Raw genomic sequence first — 24,660 nt, forward strand, 5'->3', positions numbered from 1 at the left:
GGACCTCTTGTTTTTTAGGAGAGGTCACTATAAAGCCGTGAAAAGTGCGTTTTTACGCTGTTTTCCGGGTTTGCACGCATAGTGCGGCGTGGGATTGGTGCTACAATGCCGGGCGTTTATTAACGGAGAGGTTTTATGAAAAAATATGCTGCATTAATCATTTCTCTTATAACTTTGCCGGCTTATGCAGATGCAAGTCTTGAAAAAGACAACGGCACACTAGAGATAAAAAACGCACCACGAGGCATTGGATTCTCCATAAATTCATCTGTCGAGCAAGATGTGTGCGGCATAGAGGGAACCGCAGAAATAGTGGATGACCACAGAGCTGCATTTACGCCTATCGATAAAAGCGATCTTTGTGTTGTTCTATTTGATTTCCAATCGGAAACCGCAATTAAAGTAACCACGAAGTCTTGCGAGGGATACTGTGGAATTTCCGCCGTTGGGTCAATGGACGGAACATATACATCCGTTCAGAAGAACGAAAACTCTAAGGTTGACTATGATGAAGCCGTGAACGCCATGAACGCCCCTTACCTTGCGTATGGCAACGGCGCCTACGCTATGCTCAAGGCGGAAAATGAATGCTGGGAATCAATTAGTAACGCCACCGATGCGGAGCGGTGCATGGCGATGACAATTACCGGCGTGTATATCGAGAGAGCATGGGCGATGAAGAAAGGTCGCTTACCTGTTCCAAATTATCAATCGGATGCCGCCTTTAAGCGTATAAACGACAACATGGATAAAGCCAAAATATCTGAAGAAGAAAAACAGACGGCCCGTGATAATTTAAAAAAGAACAGCAATCGAATCATTCCAAGCATGCTCAATGTCGGGGCGTTATTAGGCAAGTAAGACTTTTTTACGTCTCGCGCCGCACTTCATTCAGCAATTCTGGATGCTTATTAAGCAGGCGCAGCAGCAGCAGGGTAGATTTATGCGGCTGCGTTTTACCGCACTCATACTCGGAAAACGCTGAAACGCCGCCGCCGAACAAACGCCCCGCTTCTGCCTGGTTCAGACCAAGGCGCTTGCGGATGGCGCGCAATTCAGCGCTGCGGCGGGTGATAGCAGACTTACGGGCAGCGGCGAGCGCGGCGCTATGGCGCTCAGCCGAATCTGTCGCCGCGTCGAACTCGACCTCGCCGCATACCGGACAATGCCATCCTGCTACGGCAGGAACCTCATACGACGCACCGTCGATGAGTCCGCTGATGTCTTTTGTCTCATAAACCAACACAGTGCCATCATCGCACTGCAAACAGTACCGTGGTTCGCTCATTTCACTTCTCCTTAAACTGGATAACGACCGCGCCTTCGCGCAGCGTAAATTTGATGTAAGCCGTTTTCCCGTTGGGACAGGGCGCGTGATACACATCCTGCCATACCCGATGGTCGGCATGGGTAGTCATGCTTTTGTACAGCATGCCCCGCGTTAAGCCAAGCACGACACCCACCGCTTCCGCTTCGGATAAGCCCATTTGCGTCAGTCCGACTTGAGCCGTACGGGTAAAGGCGCGAATGCCTAGGGCGGCAACCTGAGTCTTAATGCTATCGAGCGAGTAGTGAGGTGTACGTTTTTCCATGTCAAAATTTTACGGATTCCATAAATAAAAGTCAATAATCATTTGTGGAATCCGTAAGAACTGTTGAGTATTGATACTTCGTCCCCAGAGCCTCGAATCTCTTAACTGCTCAGCCCGCCGGTCACAATATGCGCCAGTCGCCGTTCCGACAAATCCCGCCCCACGTCGCCGCGGTCGATGCTGACGTTCAGGTTTTTCCGGGCCGATTCGACCGGGTAAGGCGTGATTTGCTGCGGCGGTGCATCGCTCACCGTGGGGGCGGCCTGGAGCGGCGGAATACTGGGTGGCGCGGGAGGCATGGCCACCACCGGCGTCGCCTGCATTTGCAGGGCTGGGCTTAGGCTTTCCGTTGATGCCAGGTTCAGCAATTGGTCTTTTTCGTGTTGAGCGCGGTTCAGCGTGCCAGCCCTGACTTGATCGGAAGAGCGCGAAAATAACCGTTCATTGTTCGCAATTTTGTAGTCCTGCACTGCCGAGACAATCTCCTGATCGGCCATCTTGGCAACGTCTTTGCCAGCGAGCGCCTTCTGGAAGAGGCGGACAGCGCCCTTTTTCTCATTACCGGCACCAAATTGCACCGATGTCGACCACAGCGAATCCTGCACGGCCGCACCCCGTCCTGACAGATCGATGCCGGCTTTTTTCAGGCCGGCCAGAGCGGGGTCATAGTGGGTTTGTTTGATGAAATCGTGCTGCGCGGAACCGAAAGTCGGATCTTGTTGGGCAACTTCCTTCCAGCGCTGATTAAACTCTTTCGTGCCTGGCGTTAGTCCTTCAAATTGGGCGCCGTAGCTGCTTGATTTCAAAAACTTCTGTAGCGTGCCTTGCTTCGAGGAAAGCTGATAGGTGCCATAGGAAGCGCCGCCTAAGTCGCCTTTACCACTGGAGACGGTGCCGGCCCCACCTTTTCCGGATTCGAAAAACTTGCTGGTTTGCCCTAATGTCCAGTCTTTAAATTTGGATAGTCCTTTGCCAACCGTAGTATTCTCTTTAGCCCATTCAACGCCTTGGTTTAGCTTTTCCTTCGCCTTTTCGGGAAGTTTTTTGGCTTCTTCAATGCCTTTCTCCGCCAATTCCGCCGCTTTTTGGGCGGTTGTCGTCACGCCGGCCTTCACGTCGATGCCGGTCTTCTCCTTGACGAAATCATTGGCCTGGTTCGCCGCCTCTTTGACAATGCCGAACTTATCCTCCAAGAACTTGCTGATCGGCTCCCACAGATCCGTGAAGAAACCGGCGAGGCTGGCCGCGGTTGGGTTAAAAGCTGGTAACTGACGAACAGCAACTGCCACAAGGCGTGCTGGTCTTCGCGGTCTTCGAATTGAATGCCGTTCCGGTCAAGCGCTTCGATCAAGCGCAGTAATGCCGCCGCCAGCGCCCGCTCCACCTGGACGGGATCGTCGACATCGAACGGGTTCACCCGCGACAACACACTGAGCTGCCTGAGCGTCGGACTGGTTTCAAGCGCGGCGTCGGCCAGGGGCGGAGACAGACCGCCCCAATCCGATTGGATATCGGCGCTCATGGCTTGACCTCATCAACCAGTTTGCAGGCGGCCTGCACGCGCAGCCGCAGCGGTGCGCCTTCATCCAGCAGCGTTTCCTGCAGCAGTTTAACGGCCAGCTTGCGAACGGTGGCCGGGGTTTTATAGCCCTTTTGGCGGCCGGGTCCCGGTGCCGGCGGTGGGTTTTTCTTGATTACTGTTTGCATACTGTTTACCTGTTAATCCGAGTGATAGTCGCGCGGAATGCCGAGCCGTTCATAGCGGCCTTCGATGAATTCTTGATGCCGTCTCTGCGATGCTTCGATGGATTTCCGGCTGATTTCCCGCAGTTCCTCCCACGGGATCGGGCTGATATTCACCTCGACCGGTTCCAGGTGGACGGCCGGCTTGCCGTGGCTGCGATCGAGCAACTTATCGGCGGCTTGAATCCGGACCGCTGGCGGGGCTTCGCTATCGCGCATCGCCTCGACCAGCACCTGTACGGCTTCTTCGCTGTATTGCCCGGCATACTCCTTCAACGCCAAGGTCGATTTATTCTTGGCGCCCGGCTTGCGGCCGCTGCCCGGCCGTTTGCCGCCGCGCGTGGGTTTCGATGGTTTTCGCATGATTCAATCAGTGCGGTTTGCGCCACAGAAAGTCATCGACCTGTTCCTGCACCTGTCCAAACAGGAAGGCCAGCAGCGACTCGTCCACTTTCCATTGGTCCGGGCAGCGGTTGCACAGCCAAAAAATCTGGGCCTCGACGCTGGGCGGTACATGCCTGGTCAGTGTCTCGACTTGAAAAACGTTGCCGTTTTCGTCCTTCAGTTCCTTGGTTTCGGTGAAGTTGAAGCCTTCGGTCGCCAGCTTGTACAAAGCCTCGGCCACCTCGGCATCTTTCAGAATTGCTTCGCGTTGTTCTTGGGTCATTTCAATCTCTCAATTTGTTGCCATCCTCATCAATAAAGCCGCGCTCAATCAAAACTAACCGCTGCTGCTCACGGGCCTTGGTCATACGCTCAATCATGTCGGTTTCCAGCCGCTTCAGCATGTCCGGCGTCATACCGGCGGTGACGTTTTCTTCCACTACATGCTGAGTGGGTTTGCCGTAGCCTCGATCAAGCAATTCCCGGCAGGCGGCAACAATCGTATTGGCAGGCGTCTCTTGATCGCGGATAATCCGAATGAGGGCGTCCAAAACCTCTTGTCCGTGTTCGGCAGCGGCCTGTTTCAGCTCAAAGGTGGCTTTGTTCGGCGTGCCCTTTTTTCGTCCACTGCCCGGCCGCTTGCCGCCGCGCTGACCCGGTTTTTTGAGGGGGTTTGATTTCATGCCGATTTGATATTTTTCTCTATTTTTTCAAACGCAATAACCTGCTCAACGCTAAGCCGGACGCGTCTTTCGTCGATGTTTGATTTCAGTTCATCAAAGGCCTGTTTCGCCTGTTCATGCGCCGGGTGTTTCCAATCATTGACCGGATGGCGCGGACTTTCTAAGATGTCGCCCATCAACCGCTCGGCTTCGTTCAGCGTCCGCAGTTTTTCCAATTCGAATCCCAAGCCCATCGCGTCTTCGGCCGTCTCGGCCAACAGCCTGAGCAGCTTGGCACCGCCGCGCAGGTCGTCGAAGGCTCTGTTGTTCCGGCGTACCTGTTCGAGGCATTCGAAGTTTTCTTTCGAGCGGCGCAGCGTGCGGTCAATCGACTCTGACAGTTCGACTTGTTTGGCATGCAGCGTCTTAAACGCCTGGTCTTGCGCGTCTCGGACCTCTTGCCAGCGGTCTTCCAACCATTGGCCGACCTGCTGTTGCTGAGCGGCTACCGGATCGCGCTCCCAGTCATCAGAAACCCCAAACAGAAAGTCGACGGACACTTCGTACACATCGGCCGCCTTGGGGATCAGCCATAACGGCACTGAATTGGTATCAGTCGCCCCTTCGATCTTGGCCAGCTTGGACGAATTGGCATAGCCGAGTAATTTGGCGGCCTTTAGCTGCGAGAATCCGCAAAGCTCGCGTGCGACCTTCATCCGCTCGCCCAGGGTTTTGACCACCTGTTCATACTCGCTACGCCGGGACCTCATTTGCATGCAGGCACCGGATGACGAATCAGCGCACGGCGCGCCGCTTGGGCCTTTTCGTTGGCCCGCTTGATTCGATGCTGCAGCATGGACCCGGCCGGCAGCTTGTCGAAATCGGGGTTCATCCCCCTGAAGGTATTCAAGGCCTCGACAATGGCTTCGATCTCGTCCGGCAGCACGCCGACTGCCTTCGTCATCGCTTCCACCTGGCGTTCAAGCTGAAGTTGTCGGACCGCCCACCGGCTGAACAAGTTGGATTGCTGCTGATGAATCCAGGCACCGATCTCACGGCCCTGCTTGGTTTCTTCGGCCACCTCCCAATCATCGGAATAGCCGAACAGGTAATCGAGGCTCACGTCATACACCCGCGAAGCCTGCCGGACCCATTTCAGCGGCAGGCTCGGCACGTCGAAGCCGACTTCGAGCTTTTCGAGCAGCGGTTTGGGAATGCCTAGCCGGTCGGCAGCCTCGTAGACGGTGAGCTTGCAAAGCTCGCGCGCCTCGCGCATCCGGCCGCCGACGAGTTTAACGATTGCCACCTCGTTTTTGTCGACCATCGCTGCCTCGATTAAGCCGCGGCCTCCGCTATCGGATCATGGTCCGGGTACAGGGTGGTTTCGAGAAGAAGCGCCACATCGTACCGCGGGGCATCCGCCAAAAACTTCTGGATTGCCACCGCTTCGGCTTTCAAGCCGGCCACGACTGCCTGCGAGGCGTCAATTTCGCTTTGCGGAACCGGCGGGGCGATGTGATCAATCTGGGCCGCCGTGAAATTCTTTTTTTGCAGTTCGGCAACTTGAAAGTCTCGTGCCGAATGCTTGTGCTGCAGGGCTTTTTGTTCGCGTTCGATCAAGGAGGGAATCTCGGGCTGGCGTCTGGCTGCCCGGTTGATCAAATCGACCGGCCGGTTCTGATATTGGGCATTGCCGCAATCGATCACACGCTGGTGTTTCGCTTGGATCTGGTCGAGCAACGCCATGAATTCTTGGGTTTCCGCCCAAGCCGCCTCATCGTTGCCCAGTGCTTGCTTGTCAATGGACTTCAGGGCGCTGAATGCCGGGGTGATTTTGGCGATTGCGTGATGGGCGGCTTGGAATTCGAAGGGGGAAACGGATGTTTGCATGATGGCTATGCCTCAAAGTTAAGTTCGGGTATAGCCTAACCGCGATTAACCGGGTTTTTTGCGCCGTTTTCCGGCTTTTCGTTTGCCTTTTAGAAACACCTTTTAGGCGCGTTTTCTTGCTGGCGCACACAAGCGGGCCGAAACCCACGCCGGAACTGGCGTTGGCGGCTTTGACGGCATGCGGTAGTGTTTCTTATTGGGAAACAATGAAACCCCTAGCAGGATTCCGTGCCAACTCTTTGAAATACACGTCATCCGTGTATTACAGATCGGCACGATTCTTGATATAGGCGTTGTTTCCTAATAGTAGCTGATACCGTTTGCCCTCGATCTGGGCAAGCCCAGTGCGGGCGCGGGCTGCGGGCGTCGGCGCGGTGGCAGTCACGAAAACGCCAGGCACAAAAAAGCCCGGACGTGCCGGGCTGGGTGGTTCATCAGTGGTCTTCGGGGTCGGGTCGCGGCTCGATCAACTCCAGATTGATGCAAGCCGCATACAGACATTGCGCCGCTTCGCCGATCAGCGCCAGGGCTTTGAGCGTGCCCGGTCGTCATACGTACCTCGATGCGGCGGTGCCGAGCTGTTCGAACCGCTCTCGCCATTGCCGCGCCGTTTCTTGATGTCGTAAGCGGTCAGCGCCGCCGATACGGTGACATTCAGGCCGTGCTTCAGTTCGCCGGTGGTCTTGTCGGTCCACTCGGACGGCTTCAGGCTGCCGGCCACGCTCGCGGCGTCGCCTTTGGCAAGCTTGCCGATCCGCTCGGCCACGTCGGCAAAGGCAATGCCGGACACAATCACGGGTTCGCCGTCGCCGGTCGGAACCGATAACAGGAAACTGCAGTACGGCTTGCCGCTCGGCCCGGTCTTCAAGACGGGGTCGCGAAGCAGCTTGCCGGTAATCAGGGCGTCAATCATGGGGGTAGTCCTCGCCCTCTACGGGCTGAATATGGGTTGCGTCTGGGTATTGGGTTTGCATTTCCTCAAGGGTCTGTCTCGGCATCTGGCACAGGTAACACTGTCTGCCGTCCGGCCGGGTCGCCAGGAATTTGAAGAACCGGCCGTGGGCGTTGTGGGCGGCTTCGCTTGTGCTACGCTCGACACTGAGCCCAGTATGGGGCTTGGTGCTGGCGTTCCGCTCGATCGGTTGACCGCCGGGTGCTGCAACCCTTGCCGACATCGATGCCGGGTAGCCGCTGAAGTCTTCGCAGCGCCTCGGGATGTCGTCAACCGGTCGGAAGCGTTGCTGGATGCAATAGCCCGAACTGCTCAAATGACGGCGCTCGCGGCAGTGGTGCAACTCGCCAATTTCTGGCCGCAACTCGGGTGAAAATGAACGCAACTTTTCGCCCGTTTTTTCGTTGCAAAAGTTGCACTGTTTTTCGGCTACCGTTGCAGTGGCGTTGCGTTGGGCGTTGCGCTCCAAAACCGCGCCAGCCAAGGCTTTTAGGCTGTTCGTTGCGTTTGCCGTTGCGCTGTTTGTTGCGCCGGAATCGTCAAAAGTTGCGCGTTGCACCGCTATAGGGGTGCAACATGCAACTTTTTCGTTTTTTGGCGGGTTAATCATCAATATCGGCCCTCCGCGCTCGGGTGGAATTGGCGGGTTTTTTCGGCCGCTCGACAATCAAACCGTCCCCTTTTGCTTTCTGAATATGGCGGCAAACGCTCGATTTATTGATGCCCAGTTCCACCGCAATGTCGCCCTGAGACAAGCCCAGGTTCGCCAGTTCGACGACCTGCTCAAACGTGGATTCGGTCGCGGTCTTCGTGGTCCATGCCTGCCGCCCGGATTCGTCCGCCTGTAACCACGCCTCGAACGGCTGCGCGTCCGATCCGGCCAAGTGCCGGGCCTTGGTGAAATTGACGATAAAGCGCGCGCCTTGCTCGGGGTTGTAATCGGCCGGCCGCTTGAGTTCGACGACCACATCCAGAATATCCTCCCGCTTCGAGGTGCCGCGCTGCTGGCCGTCCTTGCCCGCATGGTGAACGAAAATAACGCACTTGCCCGCGCTGCGCATCCTTAGCGCCCATTCAGAGAGTGTTACCCACGATTCAGCCTCGTTTTCGCGGCCGGAGCGGCACAAGCAGGACAGGTTATCGACGATGACGAGTTCCGCCGCTTGGCAAGCGCTATCGATTGCGTCCTGACCTTCGACCGTTGACAGGTCCGGCATGATGCCGCCTTGCAGGTCGATGGTGATAATTTGCAGAAACTCGGGATCAGGCGCGGTATTGGATGCCGCCACGATCGCGGCAAGCCGTGCCTGTAACGATTCTCCGGGCATTTCGCCGTCGATCAACAAGACCTTGTAGGGCCGCGCCGCCGTCCATCCCCAAAGCGACCCGCCAGACGCTGCGGCATAGGCAATGCCAAGGCTGGCGTGCGTCTTGCCGATGCCCCGGCGGGCAAAGATCATGTTCAGGCTGCCCAAGGTAAACACGGGCGCCAGAATCAATTCCCGAGTTGGAAACGTATGGGCCAGCAATGTTTCCAGGCTGACCGGCTCTATCGGCCGCTTTCGCGTGACGCTTGGCAAATTCGGCACATCAACCGCCATCCTGCCCGGCTCGATTACTTCGTAATTCATGCCGCCCCCTTGCGCCGGTCGATCCGCATCATGGGGCCGCGCTTCGGGGCATAGAGCACCAGCCCCGCGCCAGCCGCCAGCAACAGCCCGGCAAGCTTCGCAATGACCGCGACCGGCTCCAGGTCTCCGAAGCCGACAATCAGCACATCATGCCCAGCCGCTACGCTCCAGGCGTAGGCGGTCGGGTCGTCGCCGAACGGCAGCGCGACCTTGCAGCCAGGAAACCACGTTGGTGACTTTGCCCGTTCCCAGGCTCCGGAGCCGGTGCAAACAATCAAGTTTTGCCCGTTCAGATTAAGCTGTTTGCCGTAAGGCGGCGTTTTGATAAAATGGCGCTGCTCGGAATTATTTCGAAAGCCGCCAGCGCCGCCCCGCTCTGGTGGCTTTTTTGCGTTTGGGGTCATCGGCTTATAACTCCCCGCCGACAGTACGCGACTCCAGGAAGGCATCAAGCGCGGCTTTTCGGTACTTGACCAGACGGCCAACTTTGATGAAGGGGATGTTGTAGCGCTTTGTGCAGCGCCAAACTTCAAGCGTCGAGACGGTGACGCCGAGATATTCGGCGGCCTGTTGCGTGTTCAAAAGGTCTGTGTTGGGTTGCAGCATGTAATAAGCCTCCGTATGGCTCCACTAAACATGTTGCTATTTTTTATATTTTGGAGCTCCTGTAATTCCTACTCGGAAGATTTTTTTTCTTGCGAGTAGGAAAACATCATAAAAAGCTTTGTAGTCCACTGCGCCATTACCGCCGGCAGCCGCATCGGCCAAACCGATTAGCGCGTCGGACAGCATCCCTTTACCGTTAAGCGGAAAGCCCCTTTTGTCCAACAATTCCGCCAGTGCGTGCAGGTACTCGCGTCCTTTTTGGCGCAGCGTAAGCACGGCATTAAGGAAGCTCTGAATAAGTGGTTTTTATAAGCGACACCGTGCGACATCCGTGGCACCTCGCCGAAAATGGGCAAATCCTTCCCGGCAGCGCCCGCTATCGGGGTGATTTCACTCAGTGTTCTCGGTTTTCCAGGGCGAAGGACAAAGGTCTCCCTAGGTCGGCTGCAGCGCCTGCCGAACGTGATAAAGATTGCCCAGGGCAAACAGCAAGTAGAGTTGTTGGGCATTCTTGAACAGCCCCCGGTAACGCACTTTGGTATAGCCGAACTGGCGCTTGACGATCCGGAACGGATGTTCGACCATGGCGCGTAACGGCGCCAGCATGTGGTTGTGAAGGGCTTGCTCTACCGGCAACTCCTCACCCTTCCCCCGCTTGAACGGAAAGGCCCAAACCGGCTCACCTTCCAGGCGATCCGCCGCCAGATTCCGGTCCTTGCGGGTATAGGCCCGATCGCCCAGCACGACCCGTTCCTCGCCGTGCAGCAACGCCTCCGTCATGACCCCATCCGCCACCTTGGCGGTGGTCATCTCCACAGTATGCACTAACCCCGACTCGGCATCGACCCCAATGTGCGCCTTCATCCCAAAGTGGTAATTGTTCCCTTTCTTGGTCGAACTCATCTCGGCATCCCGTTTGCGCGCCCGGTTCTTGGTGGACGGCGGGGCAGCGATTAATGTCGCATCGACGATCGTGCCTTGCCGTAGCAACAGGCCTTTTTCGGCCAACAGCGCCGCCGTTTCATCAAATAGGGTTTGTGCCAACTGATGGCGTTCCAGCAGATGCCGGAACTTGAGGATCGTGGTTTCATCCGGCAGGGCGTCCTCGCCCGCATCGAGCCCGGCAAACTCGCGCAGCAGCGGCATGTCGTGCAATACTTCCTCCATCGCCGGATCGGAATAGCCGAACCACTGCTGCATCAGGTGAATGCGCAACATCGTCGCCAAGGGAAAGGGGCGGCGGCCTCGGCCCGCTGTCGGGTAGTGCGGCGCTATCCGGCTCGTCCACAAACTCCAAGGCACTACCTGCTCCATCTCTTGGAGAAATTGCTGCCGCCGAGTCTGTTTCGGTTTCTTCACAAACAGTGGGGCACTGAGTCCGAGTTGCTTCATGGCGGGCACCTATCGAAAATGGCAAGCTGCGGATATTTTATCCCAGGCGTAGGACTTATTCAGAGTTTCCTTAACGTAACTTTCCGCCGATTGCTGGGTTTCGTCGTAAAGGCGGGCGTTTTCGATCAGCTCAAGCAACGTTAGCCGAAGCTGTATCCTTTCCGGGTATTCCACGCACAGACTCTCGCCATGTTCGTCGTGAATCCACTGCGTAACGCTCGGACCGCCGCCAGCATGGGCGGTCAGGCTATGGAATTCATCTAGCAGGCCGATCAACTTTTCAGATGTCGAGACTATTTGCGCAGCCTTGTCCTTGACCAAAGACCGGCGGCTTCGGATTTTTTCCCAATCCAGGTTAGCCATCCATAGGGCGTCAAAGACATGCGGCAGCCATTCACTGCCCACGTCATTCTCAAGCTTTATCCAAGCGTTCGCTTGCTGCATGGCAAGCAGCCTATCCATGGTGTCAAGAACGTGCTTTGTGAAGCCTTCCCGCCCACCTTCCCGGATTGTCGCGCCGTTCTGCTCGCGCCGCGTCCCTTCCATGAGCAGCTTGTAATGTGCCACCACGACGCTTGGAATACCGCCGCGCGCGACAGGTTTTTTCATTGTGTACACACTCCATCAAAGCGCAATCATCACGAAGGGATTAACCGGAAAGCGGGTGATGAATCCGCCTTGTCGGCCCGTCGGCCTATCCGGTTAATAAGGGTTACGCCTTGGCCGCCAGTTCCTTGTCCAGCGTCAGCAATGCCAGGCTATGCGCTTTAGCGGTCGCGGCAATAATCGCGTCGGGCAGCTTTAAGCGGTGTTGCCGTCTAATTTGAATCGTCAAATCCTCGATCATTGGCGTCAGGCTCAAATAGGTCATCCGCTCTAGCATATTGTGAATGGCGCGTTCTTCCTCGGGCGTAATGCCGGGAAAGCCCAGTAATTCCATTCGGGTTACGGCGCTGTACCCGCAATCGGTTATGTTGATTCCCTTGAGCGCATTGACGGCCGGCTCCCTGCCTTTCAACAGACCGATAACAACATTCGTATCCGGCAAATACTTAATCCCACTCATCGCGTATCGCCTTTTGAATTTCGAGCGGGTCGCCTTGAAATGAAGGGGAATTCGCCAATACGCCGGCAAAATCAGTTATCAGCTCGCCCTTGTCACGCATGACGTTTGCATGCTCTACCAAGGCTTTCTTAACCAATTGCACCGCGCCGATATGTTCCTGCTCGGCCAGTCGCGCCAAGAGTGTGGCGGTTTCGTCGTCTAACTCTAAAGTCATCATGCTTGTTTCCTTTTATTAATGGGAATGATCTCGCCCGATTCTTTCAAGCCGCCAGCCGCCAGCATTGCGCCGGTAGCTCGTTCGACCGACTCCCGGACCGGATCAAGGTCCAGCCGCGCATAAATGGCCGTGGTCGATGGCGACTTGTGGTTAAGACTCTTGCCGACAATCGCCAGGGATGCGCCGGTTTTAGCTTGCCAACTCCCCAGCGTGCGCCGCAAGTCGTGGATCCGTAGATTATCAATGCCCGCCCGATCCAGCACGCGCCGCCATGCCTTCTTGGGTTCGACGATATGCCCGGTTGCGCCGGTGCCGGGGAACACCCAAACTGCATGACAGCCTTGCCGATTACGCAGGATTTCCACGGCTTCCGGGGATAGGGTGACGGTCTGAGGCTCGCCGTTCTTAGTGGTCGGGATGCGCCATTCGGCCCGCGCCAGATTGATCTGGGTCCACTCCATTTCCAGAACATTGGAGCGCCGCGCTCCGGTCAGCAGCGCCATCAAAAAGTAATCGCGCAAGATGTCGTTCGGTTCCTCGGCCAGGGCCTTGAAAAACGCGGGCAGCTCGTCCGATTGCAGGAAGCGGTCGCGCTTGGTTTCGGGAAACTTCTTGATTCCGTGCGCCGGATTCGCGCCTTTGAACAACTTGCGCTCGGCGGCATAGCCGAACAGGCTCGACGCCATCGCAATCACGCGGTTCGCCGTCGTGGGGTGCTCCTTGCCGATCTCAGCGTGCAGTTTGCTGAAGTCGGTGTCCTTGAATTGCGACAGTTTGCGCTTGCCCCATTTTTCCAGGTACAAGCCGAAGTCGTAACGGTAGCTGCGCTTGGTTACTTCGGACAGGAACGCGCCGCGCTTATTGCGCCGATGCTTCAGGAATTCGTCAAACAGCTCTTGCAGGGTGGTCTCGGTCTTTAAGGCTCTGGCGTCGGTATTGGGGTTGATCTTCTGCGCGATTAACGCACTCAGCCGCGCCGCTTCCTTTCTGGCGTTCTCGATGGACATATCGGGGAACTTGCCGATAGTGACGCGCTCCGGTTTACCGTCTACGCGCTTTTGAATGAAGAACGTCTTCGTATTGCCTGAATGCCGAAGCTGTAACCCGGCTGCGTTCTTGTGGGTATCGTGATAAATGATCCGTTCGCCGGGTTTTGGCTCTCTCAGTGCTTCGAGTTTTGGCTTGGTGAAGTCGAAATGCGTTGTCATGGCTGCCTTTGCGTCGATTTCTGGTGCTACGCTGGTGCTACGCTCTTGGTCAAATTTCGGTAAATTTGGTGTAGCACCGTTAAGGCTATGATAGGCCGAACATATTGGCTTGTAAAGGTTTATTAAGGTTAAGCAATCAGTAGAAAATAGCGGGCTTTAGAATTCGTAATCAGTAGGTCGCGGGTTCGAATCCCGCCATTGGCTCCATAACAATAAGTTATCCAACAACCCAAGCCCTTATTTAGTTTTATTGTCGGTTGGTGCAGTTGCCGCGGCGTATCCATATCCCCTTGGGCGGATGCCCGTGCAACATGCTTCGTTCGTAAAAGTCGGCGTCTTTGCTGATAATCACAAAATCATTTTCTTTGGCATGGCGCCATACTTCATCATCGGAACCGCCACCCAAGCCGATCCACATGAACGGAACCGGGAAAAACGTCGCTTAATCCGGCCACCATCCTGAAGGACAGGTTTTCGTCAAAAAGCAGCCTCATCCCTTGATTACCCGCGTATGGCGTTCGCGGTCGGCCGCATACGCGAAACAAGCCCGAATGTCGTCGCAGGTCAAATAGTCGTAATCGTCCAGCACTTCCTCTTCGGTCATGCCGGCCGCAAAACAATCGAGGATGTCGTCAACGGTAATCCGTAAGCCACGGATGCAAGGCTTGCCACTGCGCTTTCCCGGTTCGATGGTGATAATGTCGTGATAGTCGATGCTCATTTTGCTTGTTTCCTTTGGGTCATGGAGATGATTTCGCCCGTCGCTTTCAAGCCGCCGGCCGCCAACATCGCGCCGATAACCCGTTCGACCGATTCCCGAACCGGATCGAGGTCCAGCCGGACATAGATGGCCGTCGTCAATGGCGATTTGGATTCAGGCGCTTACCAACAATCGCCAGAGAGGCGCCAGTTTGGCCTGCCACGATCCCAGCCGTACGGCGTAAGTCGTGGATCCGTAGGCTATCAAGCCCAGCCCGAGCCAGGACCCGCGCCCATGCCTTCTTCGGTTCGACGATGTGGCCGGTTGCACCGCTGCCGGGGAAAACCCAGATAGCATGATAGCCTTGCCGATTGCGTAGGATTTCGACGGCCTCCGGAGTCAGGGTGATATGACAGTCTGCGGTTCGCCGTTCTTGGTGGTCGGGATTCGCCATTCGGCCCGGTCCAGATTGATCTGGCTCCACGCCATTTCCAGAACATCGACCGCCGCACCCCGATCAGCAACGCCATCAGCAAAACGCCAAGGCTTCAAAATAACGGCGGATTGCCTGGCGGCGAATCCGCCCTACAACTCGGAAGTTTTTATCGCGATAGGTTCTTAAGCAATTCATTAATCTCTTTCAAATCGGCGATTTGTTGTTCCAACTGCTGAATGATCGCATCTTTATGCTCAATGATCAGATGCAGCTTTTCAACTTCAAACGCCAGTTCTTTCGATGAGCCGATAATATTACAACCGCTGCCATGATTACTCTAAACAACCACCGGCTAAAAGCCGGTGGGTTTGGGTTACGGACTGAAAGTCCGGGATACGCGTCGGCTTAACGATGCGTCTACGGTTCAACTTTAAATTCGGTAGCTGGATCCGACTCAAAATGATGCTCTAGTAGTGAGTTCCAGTAAAACAATTACAAATTAAGCCACCCCAAGGTCGAATTTATTCCAGCGGAATACGACAGGTGAAGCATTAAATTCGTCGATCCCTTTTAGGATTCGCGCCTTCAGTTCGTCGACCGATTTCACTCTCATGTGCCGCAAGAACGTTCTAGCCATTTTAGAGAATGCACACTCGGTCAGGTTGAGCCAAGAGCCGTGTTTTGGCGTATGCACATACTCAAAGCGCCCTGGTCGGCTTGCAAGATAGGCCAGGGTCTCTTTTGAAATGTGGGCCGAGTGATTGTCCAGAACTACCCGGATAACAGCCTCTGGCGGATAGTACTCATCGAATCGCTTGAGTAACGCAATAAACTCCCAACTACGATGCCGATCCTCTACATTAGCCATGATATGCCCCGAGTGTAGATCGATTCCAGCCAGCATTGACACGGTGCCGAGCCGACTATATTCATAGTCTCGCCCAATAGTAGGCCGCTTGCCCGGAACTGGCGGTCAATCGGGCGCCGTGAGGCCAATGGCCTGAACCCCCGGTTTTTCATCAATGCTAACCGTATAGATAGCATGGGGTTGTCCATGATGAGCGGCTCCGTCGGTGTAAATCGACACCTCCTGATAAACCAGCAGCACTTCCTGCATGTTACGATCAAATTCCGGATCCCTTTTCTCCAAGTCGTATCGTATCTTATGAGGCTTGATGTCGTTTTCGTTGAGGATACGCCATATAGTACTTTTACCCGCGTGCGCTAGACGGGAAAATCCCACCGTTTCGGCGCTTTGGGATACAAATTTTGCCAGACCGGAGAGAGTCCACAATTCTGCTGCCAAGTTATGTTCCGTAGGCTTTGTGCAAGCGATGCTTGCCACCTAAGCACGAGCTTCATCACTAATTTCCGGTTCGTGCGGACGGGGATACCTGTCCTTTAACCTCATCGGTGCGCCCGCAGCCAAGGCTTTATCGATGCATTTGTAGATCATGGGCCGACTGACGCCAAGCTGCCGATTGAGTTCGGTAATCGTGATGCCATCGGCATAACCTATCAAAACCTTGGCCCGCTCAACCTCCCTCATCGGCGCCGTTCGTGATCGGCAGAGCTCATTGAGCATTGCCTTTTGGTTTTCCGTCAATATCAGTGCTGCACGTTTCGTCTTTCCCGCCATCTTCTCCTCCGGCAATTAGGGGGATAAGTATCAGGGGTATTTTAGACCAATCTGTAAATTTATTGATGGAACGATCTAATAGAAAGCTTGACCTATGCCCAGTTCGTAAAGAAAGATCCCAGCTTGGCTCGACAAGGCACCGAGCTGAGCCGCCGCTTCAACACCAAGCTGATGGCGCTGGTCAACAGCCGGGATGAAAAAGGCCCGTATTCACCTATTAAGCGCAAAGGGCGATACTGTTTATCCGGGCACGGATAACGCCGATCCGTTGCGTTATTTCGGGCAGCGATTCGTGGATGCGGGATTGGGCGCCGATACGCCCGGAAATCCGGTATTGGAGCGCGCGATTAAAGCGGTAACCAAGAAAAAGCTACCCAACGCTGCCTTCGATGACGCCACTTTAAATATGCTGGATCAGAACATCAAACTGTTCAGCAAGAGTATTTGGATTAGAATTGCACAAGCCCTCAAGCTGGACGTTAAGTGTTGACTGAGCAGCCCCATAGGGTACGCTGTGCGTACCCTCAATGTCGCAAGGTACGCACAGCGTACCCTACAACCCGTAAGATACCGGGGCCGCACGGGATATTGATCCTGTCCGTAACGTTTGGAATCGCGCGCACACAAACAATGATTTTATGTTGGCGGTAGGTCTTCAATCGTGGGTAACGAGGTTATAAACCCCATCCCGCTCAGGGTTCGGACATTTGCAGGTATTTGGCGCGGTTCCGGTTGGCCAGCAGGATCTTCTGCTCGCGGATACGCTGCTCGATGCGTTGGGCCTCGCCGGTTTTCAGCGCCCGGCCCAGCGCCCGCGATACGGCGTTGATGCAGTCTTGTCTCATGGGTTATCTCCAAACCGCAAAAAGCAGGTAATCGCCGCCTGGGTGGCGGCATCGATGTTTTTCAGATCGGCGGCGTCCTGATCGACCTCGTCGAGCAACTGGCGCAGCGTGCCCGAGACCTCGTTGCCGTCGTCATCATAAAAGGAAAACGTCTCGTCGCCGCGGGCGTCCAGCAATTGCCGCGCGGCGGCGAGTTCGGAGGTGTCGTCCGGCCGCACTTCCGGCGCGTCGATGATGCGCGCCATAACCCCGCGCACGTCATCGCTCAGCCGCGCGCCGAGCGCCCCCTGCACGTCATTGTAAACCTGCTTCAACCAAGCCTTGAACTGCTCGAAGATCCCGCGCAAGGGTTCGCTGGGGGCTTTGCCTTCGGCCAGATACGTTTCAAAACCTTGGGCAAACTGTTCGTGATAAGGGCGCTGTTCGTCGATCGACATCCGCCGCCAGTCGTCGAACGATTTGACGCCAAACCAATCCATCAAGGCTTGCATGTCCCGGCGCACGCCTTCCGGCGCGACGCCGGCGTCGAGCATGCGGCCGTACAAATCCAGGAAGTAATGCCCGGATTCGTGCAGGAATGTCGAGGCGTCGGCTGCCTGGAATAAAGATACGGTACGGCTATCAGGATCGTAAAAACCTCTGCCGCTTTGCTCTAATGGGTTGAATCGCTCCGGCGCATTGTCTATAGTATCGGCATGCCCGCCATCGTTTCGGACGTTGAGGCCGTCGGCAGCGCGCTCAAGAACGCGCTGAGCATCGGTCGTGGCGGGATACTTCCGCATCGAGAGTGCCGCCAAATCCTTGCGTTTATTCCTAACGCTCTCGATATACAACAGCACGCCATCATCGAAAGCTTTCGCATAAGCTACCGTCGGTCTACCGTAAGAATCGAGAAGATCGGTTCTCAGCCCATCATAGCTTGAGACAATGTCGGGAATACGGGCAATGTCGGAATCGGTAATTGCAATTTGTCCTCTTGGGGTCTCAGTCGCTGAACTGCCGTGCTTCTTCTTGATATGGTTAATGCCAGACCGATCAATCGAATGTGAGAAATTCGCATAACGCGGAGCATCCGATGCGAGTTTTGGCCCAGCCTGACCGAACAGAATGGCCTGTGCGGAATCATCCCCGCGATATATGGCGGCCGCTCTGGCGCCATCGCCAATTTCCATATTGCTGGGTAGAAAGTCCGGCAATATTTGAGCAAACTGGCCATCGCCTCCCTCACGGGCGCCCGCCATGATCCGAGGGCCAAATTGCCGGTAAAACGCATGCGGACCCATGCTGGCATTTTTTGCCTGGGTCACCATGACTTGCTGCATCAACCGGGCAAAGGCTGATGTTTGATCCGCATCGCGAACGCCGGCGGCTTCGAGCTGACGCGCCACGTCGCGATAGATCAGCTCCCCGGTGGCGTCGGCCGCTTCTTGCCGCGCTCTCAAGTAAGGATCGACCGTTTCCCCCGGTGCGACGTTTTCCTCCTGCCGCGAGACATCCCGGGGTTCCTGTTGGGCCATGCGGTCCAATTCCCCAAACATCTCGCGGGCCACGGCATCATCGCCCGGCTGCTGTTCGCGCACGGGATCGGGAATGAACCGGTCCGCCTCCACCCGCGCCGCGACCTCTTCGCCGTTATCGAGCGCATTCAAGGCGGAGCGCATCGCGTTTTGGTGCGCCTGCGCGGCGAGCGCGTCTTTCGGCAGTCCGGGCGCCTGGTTGTCGAGGTTGCGCTGCGCGTTCAGCGTCAGCGCCGCATCGACATCGGACGGTTTCGCCTGGAGGTGCGCCAGCCCGCCGAAGCCTGCTCCCATAATCAGGTCCGTCAGCGCATAGGTCGGGTCGAATGCCCGCCATTGCGCGGCTTCTTCGTGGTAGCCGGCAGCCTCCAAGGCTTGGCCGCGCAAGGCGCGATCGGCGGCGCCCAGCCAGAGATTGCCGGCCGCGCCGGAGGCGATCCGCTGCGCCAGCGGCGATAACGGGATGGACTCCAGCACCGGCGCGGCGGCGGGCATCGCGGCGCCCAGGCCGACCCCGGCGGCGTGAATCGCGCCGAGCGCGGCCGCCGTGCCGAGCGGCTTGCCTTCGTCGATCCGGCCGGCCGTTTCCGCCACCCCTTCCAGCACGCCGGCGCCGACCGGTCCGAGCGCCATGACTTCCGGCAGAATAGTGGCGAAGCCGTGCGCGATTTGTCCTGCCGCGCCGACCGTGTAGGGATTGGGAACGGCATCCCGGCGCCGCTGGACGGCCGGTTCGACGACATTGCCCATCCACAAATCCGAAAACGTATCGCCGGAGTCGAGTAGCCTGTCGAGCGTGCGCGGCACATGGGAGAGCGCCAGGCCGCCAAGCGCGTGGGGCGGAGCCGGCACGACTCTACATGGATGCGGGAGGAAGCAATCCTCCATCACATTCAGCGATCCGTTATCCTTCGGTGGAACCCGGCAGAGCCGGTTTCGCCTTACGGGTTGCCGGCCTTCAGATCGTGCGAAGCCGCTTTGTAATGCGCGAATGCGCGGCAAGTTTTAACGCGTGAAGAGTTGCCTCTTTCCGGCATCGGTTTTAAGGCTTTGGGTAAACTCGCAAACTTGAGCCGATTCGCAAAGTTCGGCTGGGACGACAAGACGAAAATAAAAGACGTTTTTTCGCCTTACTAATTGGGCTTGAGGGATTTTATCTATTAAATCAACAACTTAATTTATGGCGAAGAGGGAGGGATTTGAACCCTCGTGACTCCTAAGAGTCAACCGGATTTCGAGTCCGGCGCATTCGACCACTCTGCCACCTCTCCGCAATGAACAACTATTATAACATACCCTCAGCCGCTCGACAGCAGGGAAAAATCGCAGAATTCTTTTTTTACTTCTTCAACGATCAATACACCGGACGCAATTTACCTCTCTTAACCCTATACCGAAAGCCAAACTAACCCACGGCCCTCGCTTCGTTACTTAAAGTCAGGCATTGCAGCCAATCATTGATCGCCTGCAATGCCGCTCCTTGATATTTTTTGTTTCTTCAAACCTGGCGACATACTCACTAAGACCCGCTTCGTTCACCAACTCGGGCTGTTTAGATCGATCGACGCAAGCTCATTCCGCGCGCGTCCAAATCGCATAATTCATCGTAAGCCGATAAACCCGGCGCATCCGTTCGGTTGTTGAACATACCTTGGATTTTTCGACAGCCTCTTCCTTCACCCCATCCTCCATACCTTTTTGAACGACCCACATTGAAATACCGGGCAAAAAAAGGGCGCATGCCGCGCCCTTTTTTTGTCGCTCGACGACTTTTACCGCATCGATTTGACTTTCGCGATGATGCCGACCGGATCGAGGCCCTGGTGCGGGAATTGTTCCCACAGACCGCCGCAGCCTTCCTGGTGGGTGCCGAGATGCGCGAATTTCGGCGTGAAGCCGCGCTCCAGCAACCAAGTGCCGTAGCGGCTGCCGAGGCCGGTCTTGCGGTTGAACGATTCGACGACCAGCACCAGCGGCGACTTGCCGACTTTGGCCAGCATGTCTTCGTCGATCGCGTTCAAGGTCGGCTTGTTGATCAGGCCGATGTCGATGCCCTCTTCCTTCAGACGCTCGACCGCATCCAGCGCCCGGTACAACGCTTCGCCGAAAGCGACGATATAGCCTTGCGTGCCTTCGCGGATCACTTCGTCCTTGCCGGAAACGAATTTGTAATCGCCGCCGAAACGTTCGTTGCCGTTCTCGTCCAGGATCAAAGGCACTTTCGAACGGGTCGAGAAGATGAAGCGCAATCCCTCATCGTGGAATACGCTTTCGACGCAGGCGCGCATCTGGTTCGGATCGGCCGGGAAATACAGGTTGGTCGGATACGCATCGTCCAGGCCGTTGTCCGCGAATAGGTTGTTCAGACCGAAATGGCAGGTGTTGTCGGCCATGTCGTCGATGCCGGAATGCGAGTAATGGCTGAGCACGTTCGAGTGGTTCAGGCGCGCCATCGTGATTTCGGAAATGTTCATTTCGAGGAATGCGCTGAACGTGCCGAAAATGCCCTGCTTGCCTTTTTCCATCCCGAAACCGGCCGCCGCGGAGAAGTTGCCGCGCTCCATGATGCCGGACGCGATGAAGACTTCCGGATGCGCGTCGTGGATTTTCTTCAGGCCGCAGGAGCCTTCCAGGTCGCTGTCGATCACGCGGACTTTCGCGATGCGGTCGGCTTCGCTCATTTTGCCGAGCACCGAAACACAGGCGTCGCCGAACACGTTGCGATTCGCGTCCCACTTGTCGCTGGAGCCCTTGAAGGTATAGTTCTGCTTGGCCGGCGACGCGCTTTTCAGTAACTCGATGGCGTCGGTGTAGCCGCGCGCTTCGAGGTATTCGATCGCGTGTTTGACCGAAATCACGTCGTGGCCGTGGTTCGAGCCTTCGATACCCGGAATGCCGGGGCACATCTTCCGGTGGTTGATCACCGCGACCGGACCTTCGGTATTGATCGCCTGAATGATCCGCTCATACAGCCCGTCGAGGTCTTCACCGTCGCCTTCGAACACGGTCACGCCGTGACCGCGCAAAGTTTGCGCGGTCGAACAGCCTTTCAGGTAATGCGACGGATGGCCCGCGATGGTGACATCATTGTCGTCGATCAGCAGTTTGACATTCAGTCCCTGCGCCACGGATAAACGTGCCGCTTCGGCGTCGTCGCCTTCCTGCTGCGAGCCGTCGGAACCCAGACAGAAGACGGTCTTGCCTGGATTCGCCATCGCCACGCCGTTCACATACGGCCACATGTGGCCGAGACGGCCGGAACTGAATTTGACGCCGGGAGTGAAGCCCAGTTCGGGGTGGCCCGGCAGATGCGAATGGGCTTCGCGGTACAGCATCAGTTTTTCGGCCGGCATGTCGCCGTTCAATACCGACATCAGGTATTGGGTCGCCACGCGGTGTCCCGCTTCGTCGAAAAAGATCGGTACGAAGCCGTTCGAGCCGCGAAACAATGCGTCCAGAATCATCACTTCCGGAACGGTGTCGTACGGACCGCCGGTATGGCCGCCGACGCCGCGCGCCGCGCCGGTGGCAGTAAAGAAGACGATCGCGTCGCGGCAGAGCTGAATGTTCGCCTTGAGCGCGGCTTTTTGGTCCGGCGACAAGGTCGGGTTGCCGGCAGCCAGCGAGACGCGGCGGTAGGCGCCTAGATCGATGGGGAATTGTGCCATAGTGGTTTTCTCCAAAATTACAGTGTTTTTGTTATTAACTTTTAAGCGCCAATCCCTGCGCATTTCGTGTGCCTCGGGCTATTTTAACCTAAAAAAAAATCATGCCGCAGCTTAATTTCGCCCGAAATAGACGCGGTTGATTTGCCTTTCCGAAACGTAGGCCCGCCGCTTTCGGACGGGGTATGACGCAGTTAATTGAACATTGTTTAATTAAAGGCTATAGTATTCTTCATCACGACCATTTCGATAGTTTGATAAGATGAAATAAGGAGGATGGATATGCTGAGACCACTGTTGCGCTTTACGGTAAAACTGATTCTTAAACTGCTGTTCCGGGTCGAGATTCACGGCATGGAAAATTACGATGCCGCCGGCAAACGGGTACTGATCGTCGCCAACCACACCTCATTCCTCGATCCGATGCTGCTCTGGATCTTTCTGCCGGACGATATCACTTTCGCGATCAATACCCATATCTCCGAGCGCTGGTGGCTGAAGCCGTTTCTTGGCTTGTCCAAAGTATTCCGGATGGACCCGACCCATCCTTTATCATTGAAAGACCTGACCCACCATTTGCAGCACGACACCAAAACGGTGATTTTTCCGGAAGGCCGGATTACGGTGACCGGCACGCTGATGAAGATTTACGACGGCACCGGGATGGTGGCCGACAAATCACATGCCGTGGTGCTGCCGGTCCGGATCGAAGGCGCCAAATATACGCATTTCTCGCGCCTGCAAAACGTGGTGCGACTGCGCTGGTTTCCCAAAATCACAATCAGCATTTTGCCGCCGACTCAAATGCGCGCGCCCGAGCATTTGCGGGGCAAGGCCCGCCGGCAATACTGCGGTCATATCCTGACGGATATCATGACCGACATGATGTTTAAAACCAGCCATTATCGGCGCACGATTTTTTCCGCGCTGCTGGAGGCGCGGCGGATTCACGGCGGCAAGTTTGCGATCGCCGACGATCTGGCCCGCAAACCGGTTTCCTACAATACGCTGATCGCCCGTACGATTGCGCTGGGAAATCTTTTCGCTTCGGTCACCGAAGCGGGCGAACATGTCGGCGTGATGCTGCCGAACTCGGTCAATACGCTCTGCGTGGTGCTGGGCCTACAATTGCATCAGCGCATTCCGGCGATGCTGAACTTTTCGACGGGCTCAGCCAGCATGATATCGGCCTGCAAAACGGCCGAGGTCAAAACAGTACTCACTTCACGCCAATTCATTGACAAAGCCAAACTGGACGAGGAAGCGGCGCACCTTGCCGAACACGCCAACCTGATCTATCTGGAAGACCTGGCCGCCCAAGTGAACCTGGCCGCCAAACTGAAGGCCCTGCTGCTCAGCCATACCACCGGCCTCTGGTACAAATCCGATCACATCGACCCCGAGCATCCGGCCGTCGTGCTGTTCACGTCCGGCTCCGAAGGCACGCCGAAGGGCGTGGTGCTATCGTATGCGAATATCCTGGGCAACCTGAAACAACTCGAATCGGTGATCAATTTCAATCCGCAGGACGTGGTGCTGAACTTCCTGCCGATGTTCCACTCGTTCGGCTTCACGGTCGGCTCCATGCTGCCGGTACTGAACGGCATGCAGGCGTTCTTTTACCCGACGCCGCTGCATTATGCGGTAATCCCCGAAATCGCCTACGAAATCAAGGCGACGGTGATGTTCGGCACGAACACCTTCCTGGCGGCCTACGGCAAGAAGGCCAATCCTTACGATTTTTTCCGGATGCGCTATGTTGGTCGCCGGTGCGGAAAAACTGCAGGAAAATACCCGCGCGCTCTGGGCCGACAAATTCGGTATCCGGATCCTCGAAGGCTACGGCGCCACCGAAACCACGCCGATCACCTCGGTCAACACCCCGATGAACTACAAGGCCGGCACGGTCGGCCGCTTCATGCCGGGCATGAAATATCAACTGGAGCCGGTCCCCGGCATTCACGACGGCGGCCAGTTGCACGTCAGCGGGCCGAACATCATGCAGGGCTATCTGCTGGCGGCGAACCCCGGCAAACGGGTGCCGCCCGAGTCGAAATACGGCAAAGGCTGGTACGACACCGGCGACATCGTCTCGGTCGACGGGGAAGGCTATATTACGATCAAGGGCCGGAGCAAGCGCTTTGCCAAGGTCAGCGGCGAAATGGTGTCGCTGACCGCGGTCGAACAGTACGCGATCGAAGCCTGGCCGGAAGGGCACCATGCCGCGGTCAGCCTGCCCGACCCGAAAAAAGGCGAACAGGTGATTCTGCTCACCACGCATAAGGGTGCCACGCTGCACGATTTGACCCGGTCGGCGGTCGGCGTCGCCCAGATCAGCCTGCCAAGAAAGATTTTCGTGGTTGATGTACTCCCCGTGCTGGCGACCGGCAAGACCAATTATATCGAGGCCACTTCGCTTGCGGCGAAACGGATCGAGGAGGCCGAGCAGGCCTGAGGGATTAAGGGCTTGTCACCCGCCACGCCGTAATGGCCGCGCGGGCAACGCCCCGTCTCC

31 protein-coding genes, 1 tRNA gene and 4 pseudogenes are annotated in these 24,660 nt (G+C 56.4%); 5 read left to right on the top strand and 31 right to left on the bottom strand.

Going from position 1 to position 24,660, the window contains the following annotated elements; all coding sequences use genetic code 11:
• Positions 1-135 precede the first annotated feature (135 nt).
• Positions 136-861, top strand: coding sequence for a hypothetical protein (locus tag METAL_RS20075; protein ID WP_005373236.1), 726 nt, complete (start codon positions 136-138; stop codon positions 859-861).
• Between the two features lie 7 nt (positions 862-868).
• On the opposite strand, the gene METAL_RS13930 is transcribed toward METAL_RS20075, so the two are convergent.
• The 26 genes and pseudogenes from METAL_RS13930 to METAL_RS14050 form a co-directional block, all read right to left on the bottom strand.
• Positions 869-1,288 carry a type II toxin-antitoxin system MqsA family antitoxin gene (locus METAL_RS13930; RefSeq protein ID WP_005373237.1) on the bottom strand — a complete coding sequence of 140 codons (420 nt, stop codon included), beginning with the start codon at positions 1,286-1,288 and terminating at the stop codon, positions 869-871.
• Between the two features lies 1 nt (position 1,289).
• Positions 1,290-1,592 (bottom strand): type II toxin-antitoxin system MqsR family toxin, encoded by a 303-nt coding sequence (locus tag METAL_RS13935; protein ID WP_005373238.1) that lies wholly within the window; start codon positions 1,590-1,592, stop codon positions 1,290-1,292.
• Positions 1,593-1,693: 101 nt separating this feature from the next.
• A complete protein-coding gene (locus METAL_RS20080) occupies positions 1,694-2,881 on the bottom strand; it encodes a VgrG-related protein (protein ID WP_005373239.1) in 1,188 nt (395 codons plus the stop codon).
• A 229-nt stretch (positions 2,882-3,110) separates the two neighbouring features.
• Positions 3,111-3,299: a hypothetical protein gene (locus METAL_RS13945; protein WP_005373240.1), complete on the bottom strand. Its 189-nt coding sequence runs from the start codon at positions 3,297-3,299 to the stop codon at positions 3,111-3,113.
• Positions 3,300-3,311: 12 nt separating this feature from the next.
• Positions 3,312-3,698 carry a hypothetical protein gene (locus METAL_RS13950; protein WP_005373241.1) on the bottom strand — a complete coding sequence of 129 codons (387 nt, stop codon included), beginning with the start codon at positions 3,696-3,698 and terminating at the stop codon, positions 3,312-3,314.
• Between the two features lie 7 nt (positions 3,699-3,705).
• Positions 3,706-4,002 carry a hypothetical protein gene (locus METAL_RS20085; protein ID WP_005373243.1) on the bottom strand — a complete coding sequence of 99 codons (297 nt, stop codon included), beginning with the start codon at positions 4,000-4,002 and terminating at the stop codon, positions 3,706-3,708.
• Position 4,003: 1 nt separating this feature from the next.
• Positions 4,004-4,402, bottom strand: coding sequence for a hypothetical protein (locus METAL_RS20090; RefSeq protein WP_005373244.1), 399 nt, complete (start codon positions 4,400-4,402; stop codon positions 4,004-4,006).
• Positions 4,399-5,157, bottom strand: a complete 759-nt coding sequence (locus METAL_RS13965; protein WP_031429543.1) for a helix-turn-helix domain-containing protein — start codon at positions 5,155-5,157, stop codon at positions 4,399-4,401. The genes METAL_RS20090 and METAL_RS13965 overlap by 4 nt, the downstream gene beginning before the upstream one ends.
• A complete protein-coding gene (locus METAL_RS13970) occupies positions 5,148-5,705 on the bottom strand; it encodes a helix-turn-helix domain-containing protein (protein ID WP_005373248.1) in 558 nt (185 codons plus the stop codon). Before METAL_RS13970 ends, METAL_RS13965 begins: the two co-directional genes overlap by 10 nt.
• A gap of 11 nt (positions 5,706-5,716) precedes the next feature.
• Entirely contained in the window at positions 5,717-6,271 is a 555-nt protein-coding gene (locus METAL_RS13975) for a hypothetical protein (RefSeq protein ID WP_005373250.1), read from the bottom strand.
• A gap of 517 nt (positions 6,272-6,788) precedes the next feature.
• Positions 6,789-7,184: a single-stranded DNA-binding protein gene (locus METAL_RS13980; protein ID WP_005373252.1), complete on the bottom strand. Its 396-nt coding sequence runs from the start codon at positions 7,182-7,184 to the stop codon at positions 6,789-6,791.
• Complete coding sequence (locus METAL_RS13985) at positions 7,177-7,836, bottom strand: hypothetical protein (protein ID WP_157203347.1); 660 nt, start codon at positions 7,834-7,836, stop codon at positions 7,177-7,179. Before METAL_RS13985 ends, METAL_RS13980 begins: the two co-directional genes overlap by 8 nt.
• Complete coding sequence (locus METAL_RS13990; RefSeq protein WP_005373255.1) at positions 7,826-8,854, bottom strand: AAA family ATPase; 1,029 nt, start codon at positions 8,852-8,854, stop codon at positions 7,826-7,828. The genes METAL_RS13985 and METAL_RS13990 overlap by 11 nt, the downstream gene beginning before the upstream one ends.
• Entirely contained in the window at positions 8,851-9,258 is a 408-nt protein-coding gene (locus METAL_RS13995) for a hypothetical protein (protein ID WP_005373257.1), read from the bottom strand. Before METAL_RS13995 ends, METAL_RS13990 begins: the two co-directional genes overlap by 4 nt.
• Positions 9,259-9,262: 4 nt before the next feature.
• Positions 9,263-9,460 carry a helix-turn-helix domain-containing protein gene (locus METAL_RS14000; protein ID WP_005373260.1) on the bottom strand — a complete coding sequence of 66 codons (198 nt, stop codon included), beginning with the start codon at positions 9,458-9,460 and terminating at the stop codon, positions 9,263-9,265.
• Between the two features lie 36 nt (positions 9,461-9,496).
• Complete coding sequence (locus METAL_RS14005; RefSeq protein ID WP_040578359.1) at positions 9,497-9,736, bottom strand: hypothetical protein; 240 nt, start codon at positions 9,734-9,736, stop codon at positions 9,497-9,499.
• A gap of 159 nt (positions 9,737-9,895) precedes the next feature.
• Positions 9,896-10,852 (bottom strand): IS5 family transposase, encoded by a 957-nt coding sequence (locus METAL_RS14010; protein WP_005369238.1) that lies wholly within the window; start codon positions 10,850-10,852, stop codon positions 9,896-9,898.
• Between the two features lie 9 nt (positions 10,853-10,861).
• Entirely contained in the window at positions 10,862-11,461 is a 600-nt protein-coding gene (locus METAL_RS14015) for a hypothetical protein (protein ID WP_005373262.1), read from the bottom strand.
• Between the two features lie 103 nt (positions 11,462-11,564).
• Entirely contained in the window at positions 11,565-11,918 is a 354-nt protein-coding gene (locus METAL_RS14020; protein WP_005373263.1) for a type II toxin-antitoxin system VapC family toxin, read from the bottom strand.
• Positions 11,905-12,132: a hypothetical protein gene (locus METAL_RS14025; RefSeq protein WP_245549380.1), complete on the bottom strand. Its 228-nt coding sequence runs from the start codon at positions 12,130-12,132 to the stop codon at positions 11,905-11,907. The genes METAL_RS14020 and METAL_RS14025 overlap by 14 nt, the downstream gene beginning before the upstream one ends.
• Positions 12,132-13,343, bottom strand: coding sequence for a tyrosine-type recombinase/integrase (locus tag METAL_RS14030; protein ID WP_005373268.1), 1,212 nt, complete (start codon positions 13,341-13,343; stop codon positions 12,132-12,134). Before METAL_RS14030 ends, METAL_RS14025 begins: the two co-directional genes overlap by 1 nt.
• A 247-nt stretch (positions 13,344-13,590) precedes the next feature.
• Positions 13,591-13,837, bottom strand: a pseudogene (locus METAL_RS14035) (DUF5615 family PIN-like protein).
• The gene (locus METAL_RS14040; RefSeq protein WP_005373269.1) at positions 13,834-14,064 is read right to left on the bottom strand and encodes a DUF433 domain-containing protein; all 231 of its coding nucleotides are present in this window, start codon (positions 14,062-14,064) and stop codon (positions 13,834-13,836) included. Before METAL_RS14040 ends, METAL_RS14035 begins: the two are co-directional and overlap by 4 nt.
• Positions 14,061-14,204, bottom strand: coding sequence for a hypothetical protein (locus METAL_RS21645; RefSeq protein ID WP_245549382.1), 144 nt, complete (start codon positions 14,202-14,204; stop codon positions 14,061-14,063). The genes METAL_RS14040 and METAL_RS21645 overlap by 4 nt, the downstream gene beginning before the upstream one ends.
• A 238-nt stretch (positions 14,205-14,442) precedes the next feature.
• On the bottom strand, positions 14,443-14,595 hold the full coding sequence (locus METAL_RS21650) for a hypothetical protein (RefSeq protein ID WP_245549383.1): 153 nt from the start codon (positions 14,593-14,595) through the stop codon (positions 14,443-14,445).
• Positions 14,596-14,978: 383 nt separating this feature from the next.
• Positions 14,979-16,118: pseudogene (locus METAL_RS14050) on the bottom strand (IS630 family transposase).
• Between the two features lie 193 nt (positions 16,119-16,311).
• Between METAL_RS14050 and METAL_RS14055 the strand changes: the two are divergent.
• A complete protein-coding gene (locus tag METAL_RS14055) occupies positions 16,312-16,608 on the top strand; it encodes a hypothetical protein (protein WP_005373274.1) in 297 nt (98 codons plus the stop codon).
• Between the two features lie 202 nt (positions 16,609-16,810).
• On the opposite strand, the gene METAL_RS21075 is transcribed toward METAL_RS14055, so the two are convergent.
• From METAL_RS21075 to METAL_RS14070, 5 genes are all read right to left on the bottom strand, one after another.
• Positions 16,811-16,963, bottom strand: a complete 153-nt coding sequence (locus tag METAL_RS21075; protein ID WP_005373276.1) for a hypothetical protein — start codon at positions 16,961-16,963, stop codon at positions 16,811-16,813.
• Complete coding sequence (locus METAL_RS20095; RefSeq protein WP_157203349.1) at positions 16,960-19,332, bottom strand: PBECR3 domain-containing polyvalent protein; 2,373 nt, start codon at positions 19,330-19,332, stop codon at positions 16,960-16,962. Before METAL_RS20095 ends, METAL_RS21075 begins: the two co-directional genes overlap by 4 nt.
• A 153-nt stretch (positions 19,333-19,485) precedes the next feature.
• On the bottom strand, positions 19,486-19,641 hold the full coding sequence (locus tag METAL_RS22195) for a DUF6538 domain-containing protein (protein ID WP_425357672.1): 156 nt from the start codon (positions 19,639-19,641) through the stop codon (positions 19,486-19,488).
• A gap of 20 nt (positions 19,642-19,661) precedes the next feature.
• Positions 19,662-19,751 (bottom strand) — tRNA-Ser (locus METAL_RS14065).
• Positions 19,752-20,252: 501 nt separating this feature from the next.
• A complete protein-coding gene (locus tag METAL_RS14070) occupies positions 20,253-22,148 on the bottom strand; it encodes a transketolase C-terminal domain-containing protein (protein WP_031429552.1) in 1,896 nt (631 codons plus the stop codon).
• A 351-nt stretch (positions 22,149-22,499) separates the two neighbouring features.
• Between METAL_RS14070 and METAL_RS22005 the strand changes: the two are divergent.
• The 3 genes and pseudogenes from METAL_RS22005 to METAL_RS22015 form a co-directional block, all read left to right on the top strand.
• Positions 22,500-23,822, top strand: a pseudogene (locus METAL_RS22005) (AMP-binding protein); the annotation flags it as partial.
• Between the two features lie 79 nt (positions 23,823-23,901).
• Positions 23,902-24,099, top strand: a pseudogene (locus METAL_RS22010) (AMP-binding protein); the annotation flags it as partial.
• A gap of 306 nt (positions 24,100-24,405) precedes the next feature.
• Positions 24,406-24,600 carry a hypothetical protein gene (locus tag METAL_RS22015; RefSeq protein ID WP_342633147.1) on the top strand — a complete coding sequence of 65 codons (195 nt, stop codon included), beginning with the start codon at positions 24,406-24,408 and terminating at the stop codon, positions 24,598-24,600.
• The last annotated feature ends 60 nt before the right edge of the window (positions 24,601-24,660 follow it).

The organism is Methylomicrobium album BG8, from assembly GCF_000214275.2.
Classification (GTDB): domain Bacteria; phylum Pseudomonadota; class Gammaproteobacteria; order Methylococcales; family Methylomonadaceae; genus Methylomicrobium; species Methylomicrobium agile.

What these genes read in the sequence shown, in the direction of transcription:
- METAL_RS20085 (WP_005373243.1), bottom strand. Translation starts at nt 4,002, where the DNA reads ATGACCCAAGAACAACGCGAAGCAATTCTGAAAGATGCCGAGGTGGCC.
- METAL_RS20075 (WP_005373236.1), top strand. Translation starts at nt 136, where the DNA reads ATGAAAAAATATGCTGCATTAATCATTTCTCTTATAACTTTGCCGGCT.
- METAL_RS13950 (WP_005373241.1), bottom strand. Translation starts at nt 3,698, where the DNA reads ATGCGAAAACCATCGAAACCCACGCGCGGCGGCAAACGGCCGGGCAGC.
- METAL_RS20090 (WP_005373244.1), bottom strand. Translation starts at nt 4,402, where the DNA reads ATGAAATCAAACCCCCTCAAAAAACCGGGTCAGCGCGGCGGCAAGCGG.
- METAL_RS13995 (WP_005373257.1), bottom strand. Translation starts at nt 9,258, where the DNA reads ATGACCCCAAACGCAAAAAAGCCACCAGAGCGGGGCGGCGCTGGCGGC.
- METAL_RS14030 (WP_005373268.1), bottom strand. Translation starts at nt 13,343, where the DNA reads ATGACAACGCATTTCGACTTCACCAAGCCAAAACTCGAAGCACTGAGA.
- METAL_RS13990 (WP_005373255.1), bottom strand. Translation starts at nt 8,854, where the DNA reads ATGAATTACGAAGTAATCGAGCCGGGCAGGATGGCGGTTGATGTGCCG.
- METAL_RS13975 (WP_005373250.1), bottom strand. Translation starts at nt 6,271, where the DNA reads ATGCAAACATCCGTTTCCCCCTTCGAATTCCAAGCCGCCCATCACGCA.
- METAL_RS13970 (WP_005373248.1), bottom strand. Translation starts at nt 5,705, where the DNA reads ATGGTCGACAAAAACGAGGTGGCAATCGTTAAACTCGTCGGCGGCCGG.
- METAL_RS14070 (WP_031429552.1), bottom strand. Translation starts at nt 22,148, where the DNA reads ATGGCACAATTCCCCATCGATCTAGGCGCCTACCGCCGCGTCTCGCTG.
- METAL_RS13935 (WP_005373238.1), bottom strand. Translation starts at nt 1,592, where the DNA reads ATGGAAAAACGTACACCTCACTACTCGCTCGATAGCATTAAGACTCAG.
- METAL_RS13980 (WP_005373252.1), bottom strand. Translation starts at nt 7,184, where the DNA reads ATGATTGACGCCCTGATTACCGGCAAGCTGCTTCGCGACCCCGTCTTG.
- METAL_RS14015 (WP_005373262.1), bottom strand. Translation starts at nt 11,461, where the DNA reads ATGAAAAAACCTGTCGCGCGCGGCGGTATTCCAAGCGTCGTGGTGGCA.
- METAL_RS21075 (WP_005373276.1), bottom strand. Translation starts at nt 16,963, where the DNA reads ATGAGACAAGACTGCATCAACGCCGTATCGCGGGCGCTGGGCCGGGCG.
- METAL_RS14025 (WP_245549380.1), bottom strand. Translation starts at nt 12,132, where the DNA reads ATGACTTTAGAGTTAGACGACGAAACCGCCACACTCTTGGCGCGACTG.
- METAL_RS13930 (WP_005373237.1), bottom strand. Translation starts at nt 1,288, where the DNA reads ATGAGCGAACCACGGTACTGTTTGCAGTGCGATGATGGCACTGTGTTG.
- METAL_RS14040 (WP_005373269.1), bottom strand. Translation starts at nt 14,064, where the DNA reads ATGAGCATCGACTATCACGACATTATCACCATCGAACCGGGAAAGCGC.
- METAL_RS14020 (WP_005373263.1), bottom strand. Translation starts at nt 11,918, where the DNA reads ATGAGTGGGATTAAGTATTTGCCGGATACGAATGTTGTTATCGGTCTG.
- METAL_RS14010 (WP_005369238.1), bottom strand. Translation starts at nt 10,852, where the DNA reads ATGAAGCAACTCGGACTCAGTGCCCCACTGTTTGTGAAGAAACCGAAA.
- METAL_RS13945 (WP_005373240.1), bottom strand. Translation starts at nt 3,299, where the DNA reads ATGCAAACAGTAATCAAGAAAAACCCACCGCCGGCACCGGGACCCGGC.
- METAL_RS13965 (WP_031429543.1), bottom strand. Translation starts at nt 5,157, where the DNA reads ATGCAAATGAGGTCCCGGCGTAGCGAGTATGAACAGGTGGTCAAAACC.
- METAL_RS14055 (WP_005373274.1), top strand. Translation starts at nt 16,312, where the DNA reads ATGAAAAAGGCCCGTATTCACCTATTAAGCGCAAAGGGCGATACTGTT.
- METAL_RS14000 (WP_005373260.1), bottom strand. Translation starts at nt 9,460, where the DNA reads ATGCTGCAACCCAACACAGACCTTTTGAACACGCAACAGGCCGCCGAA.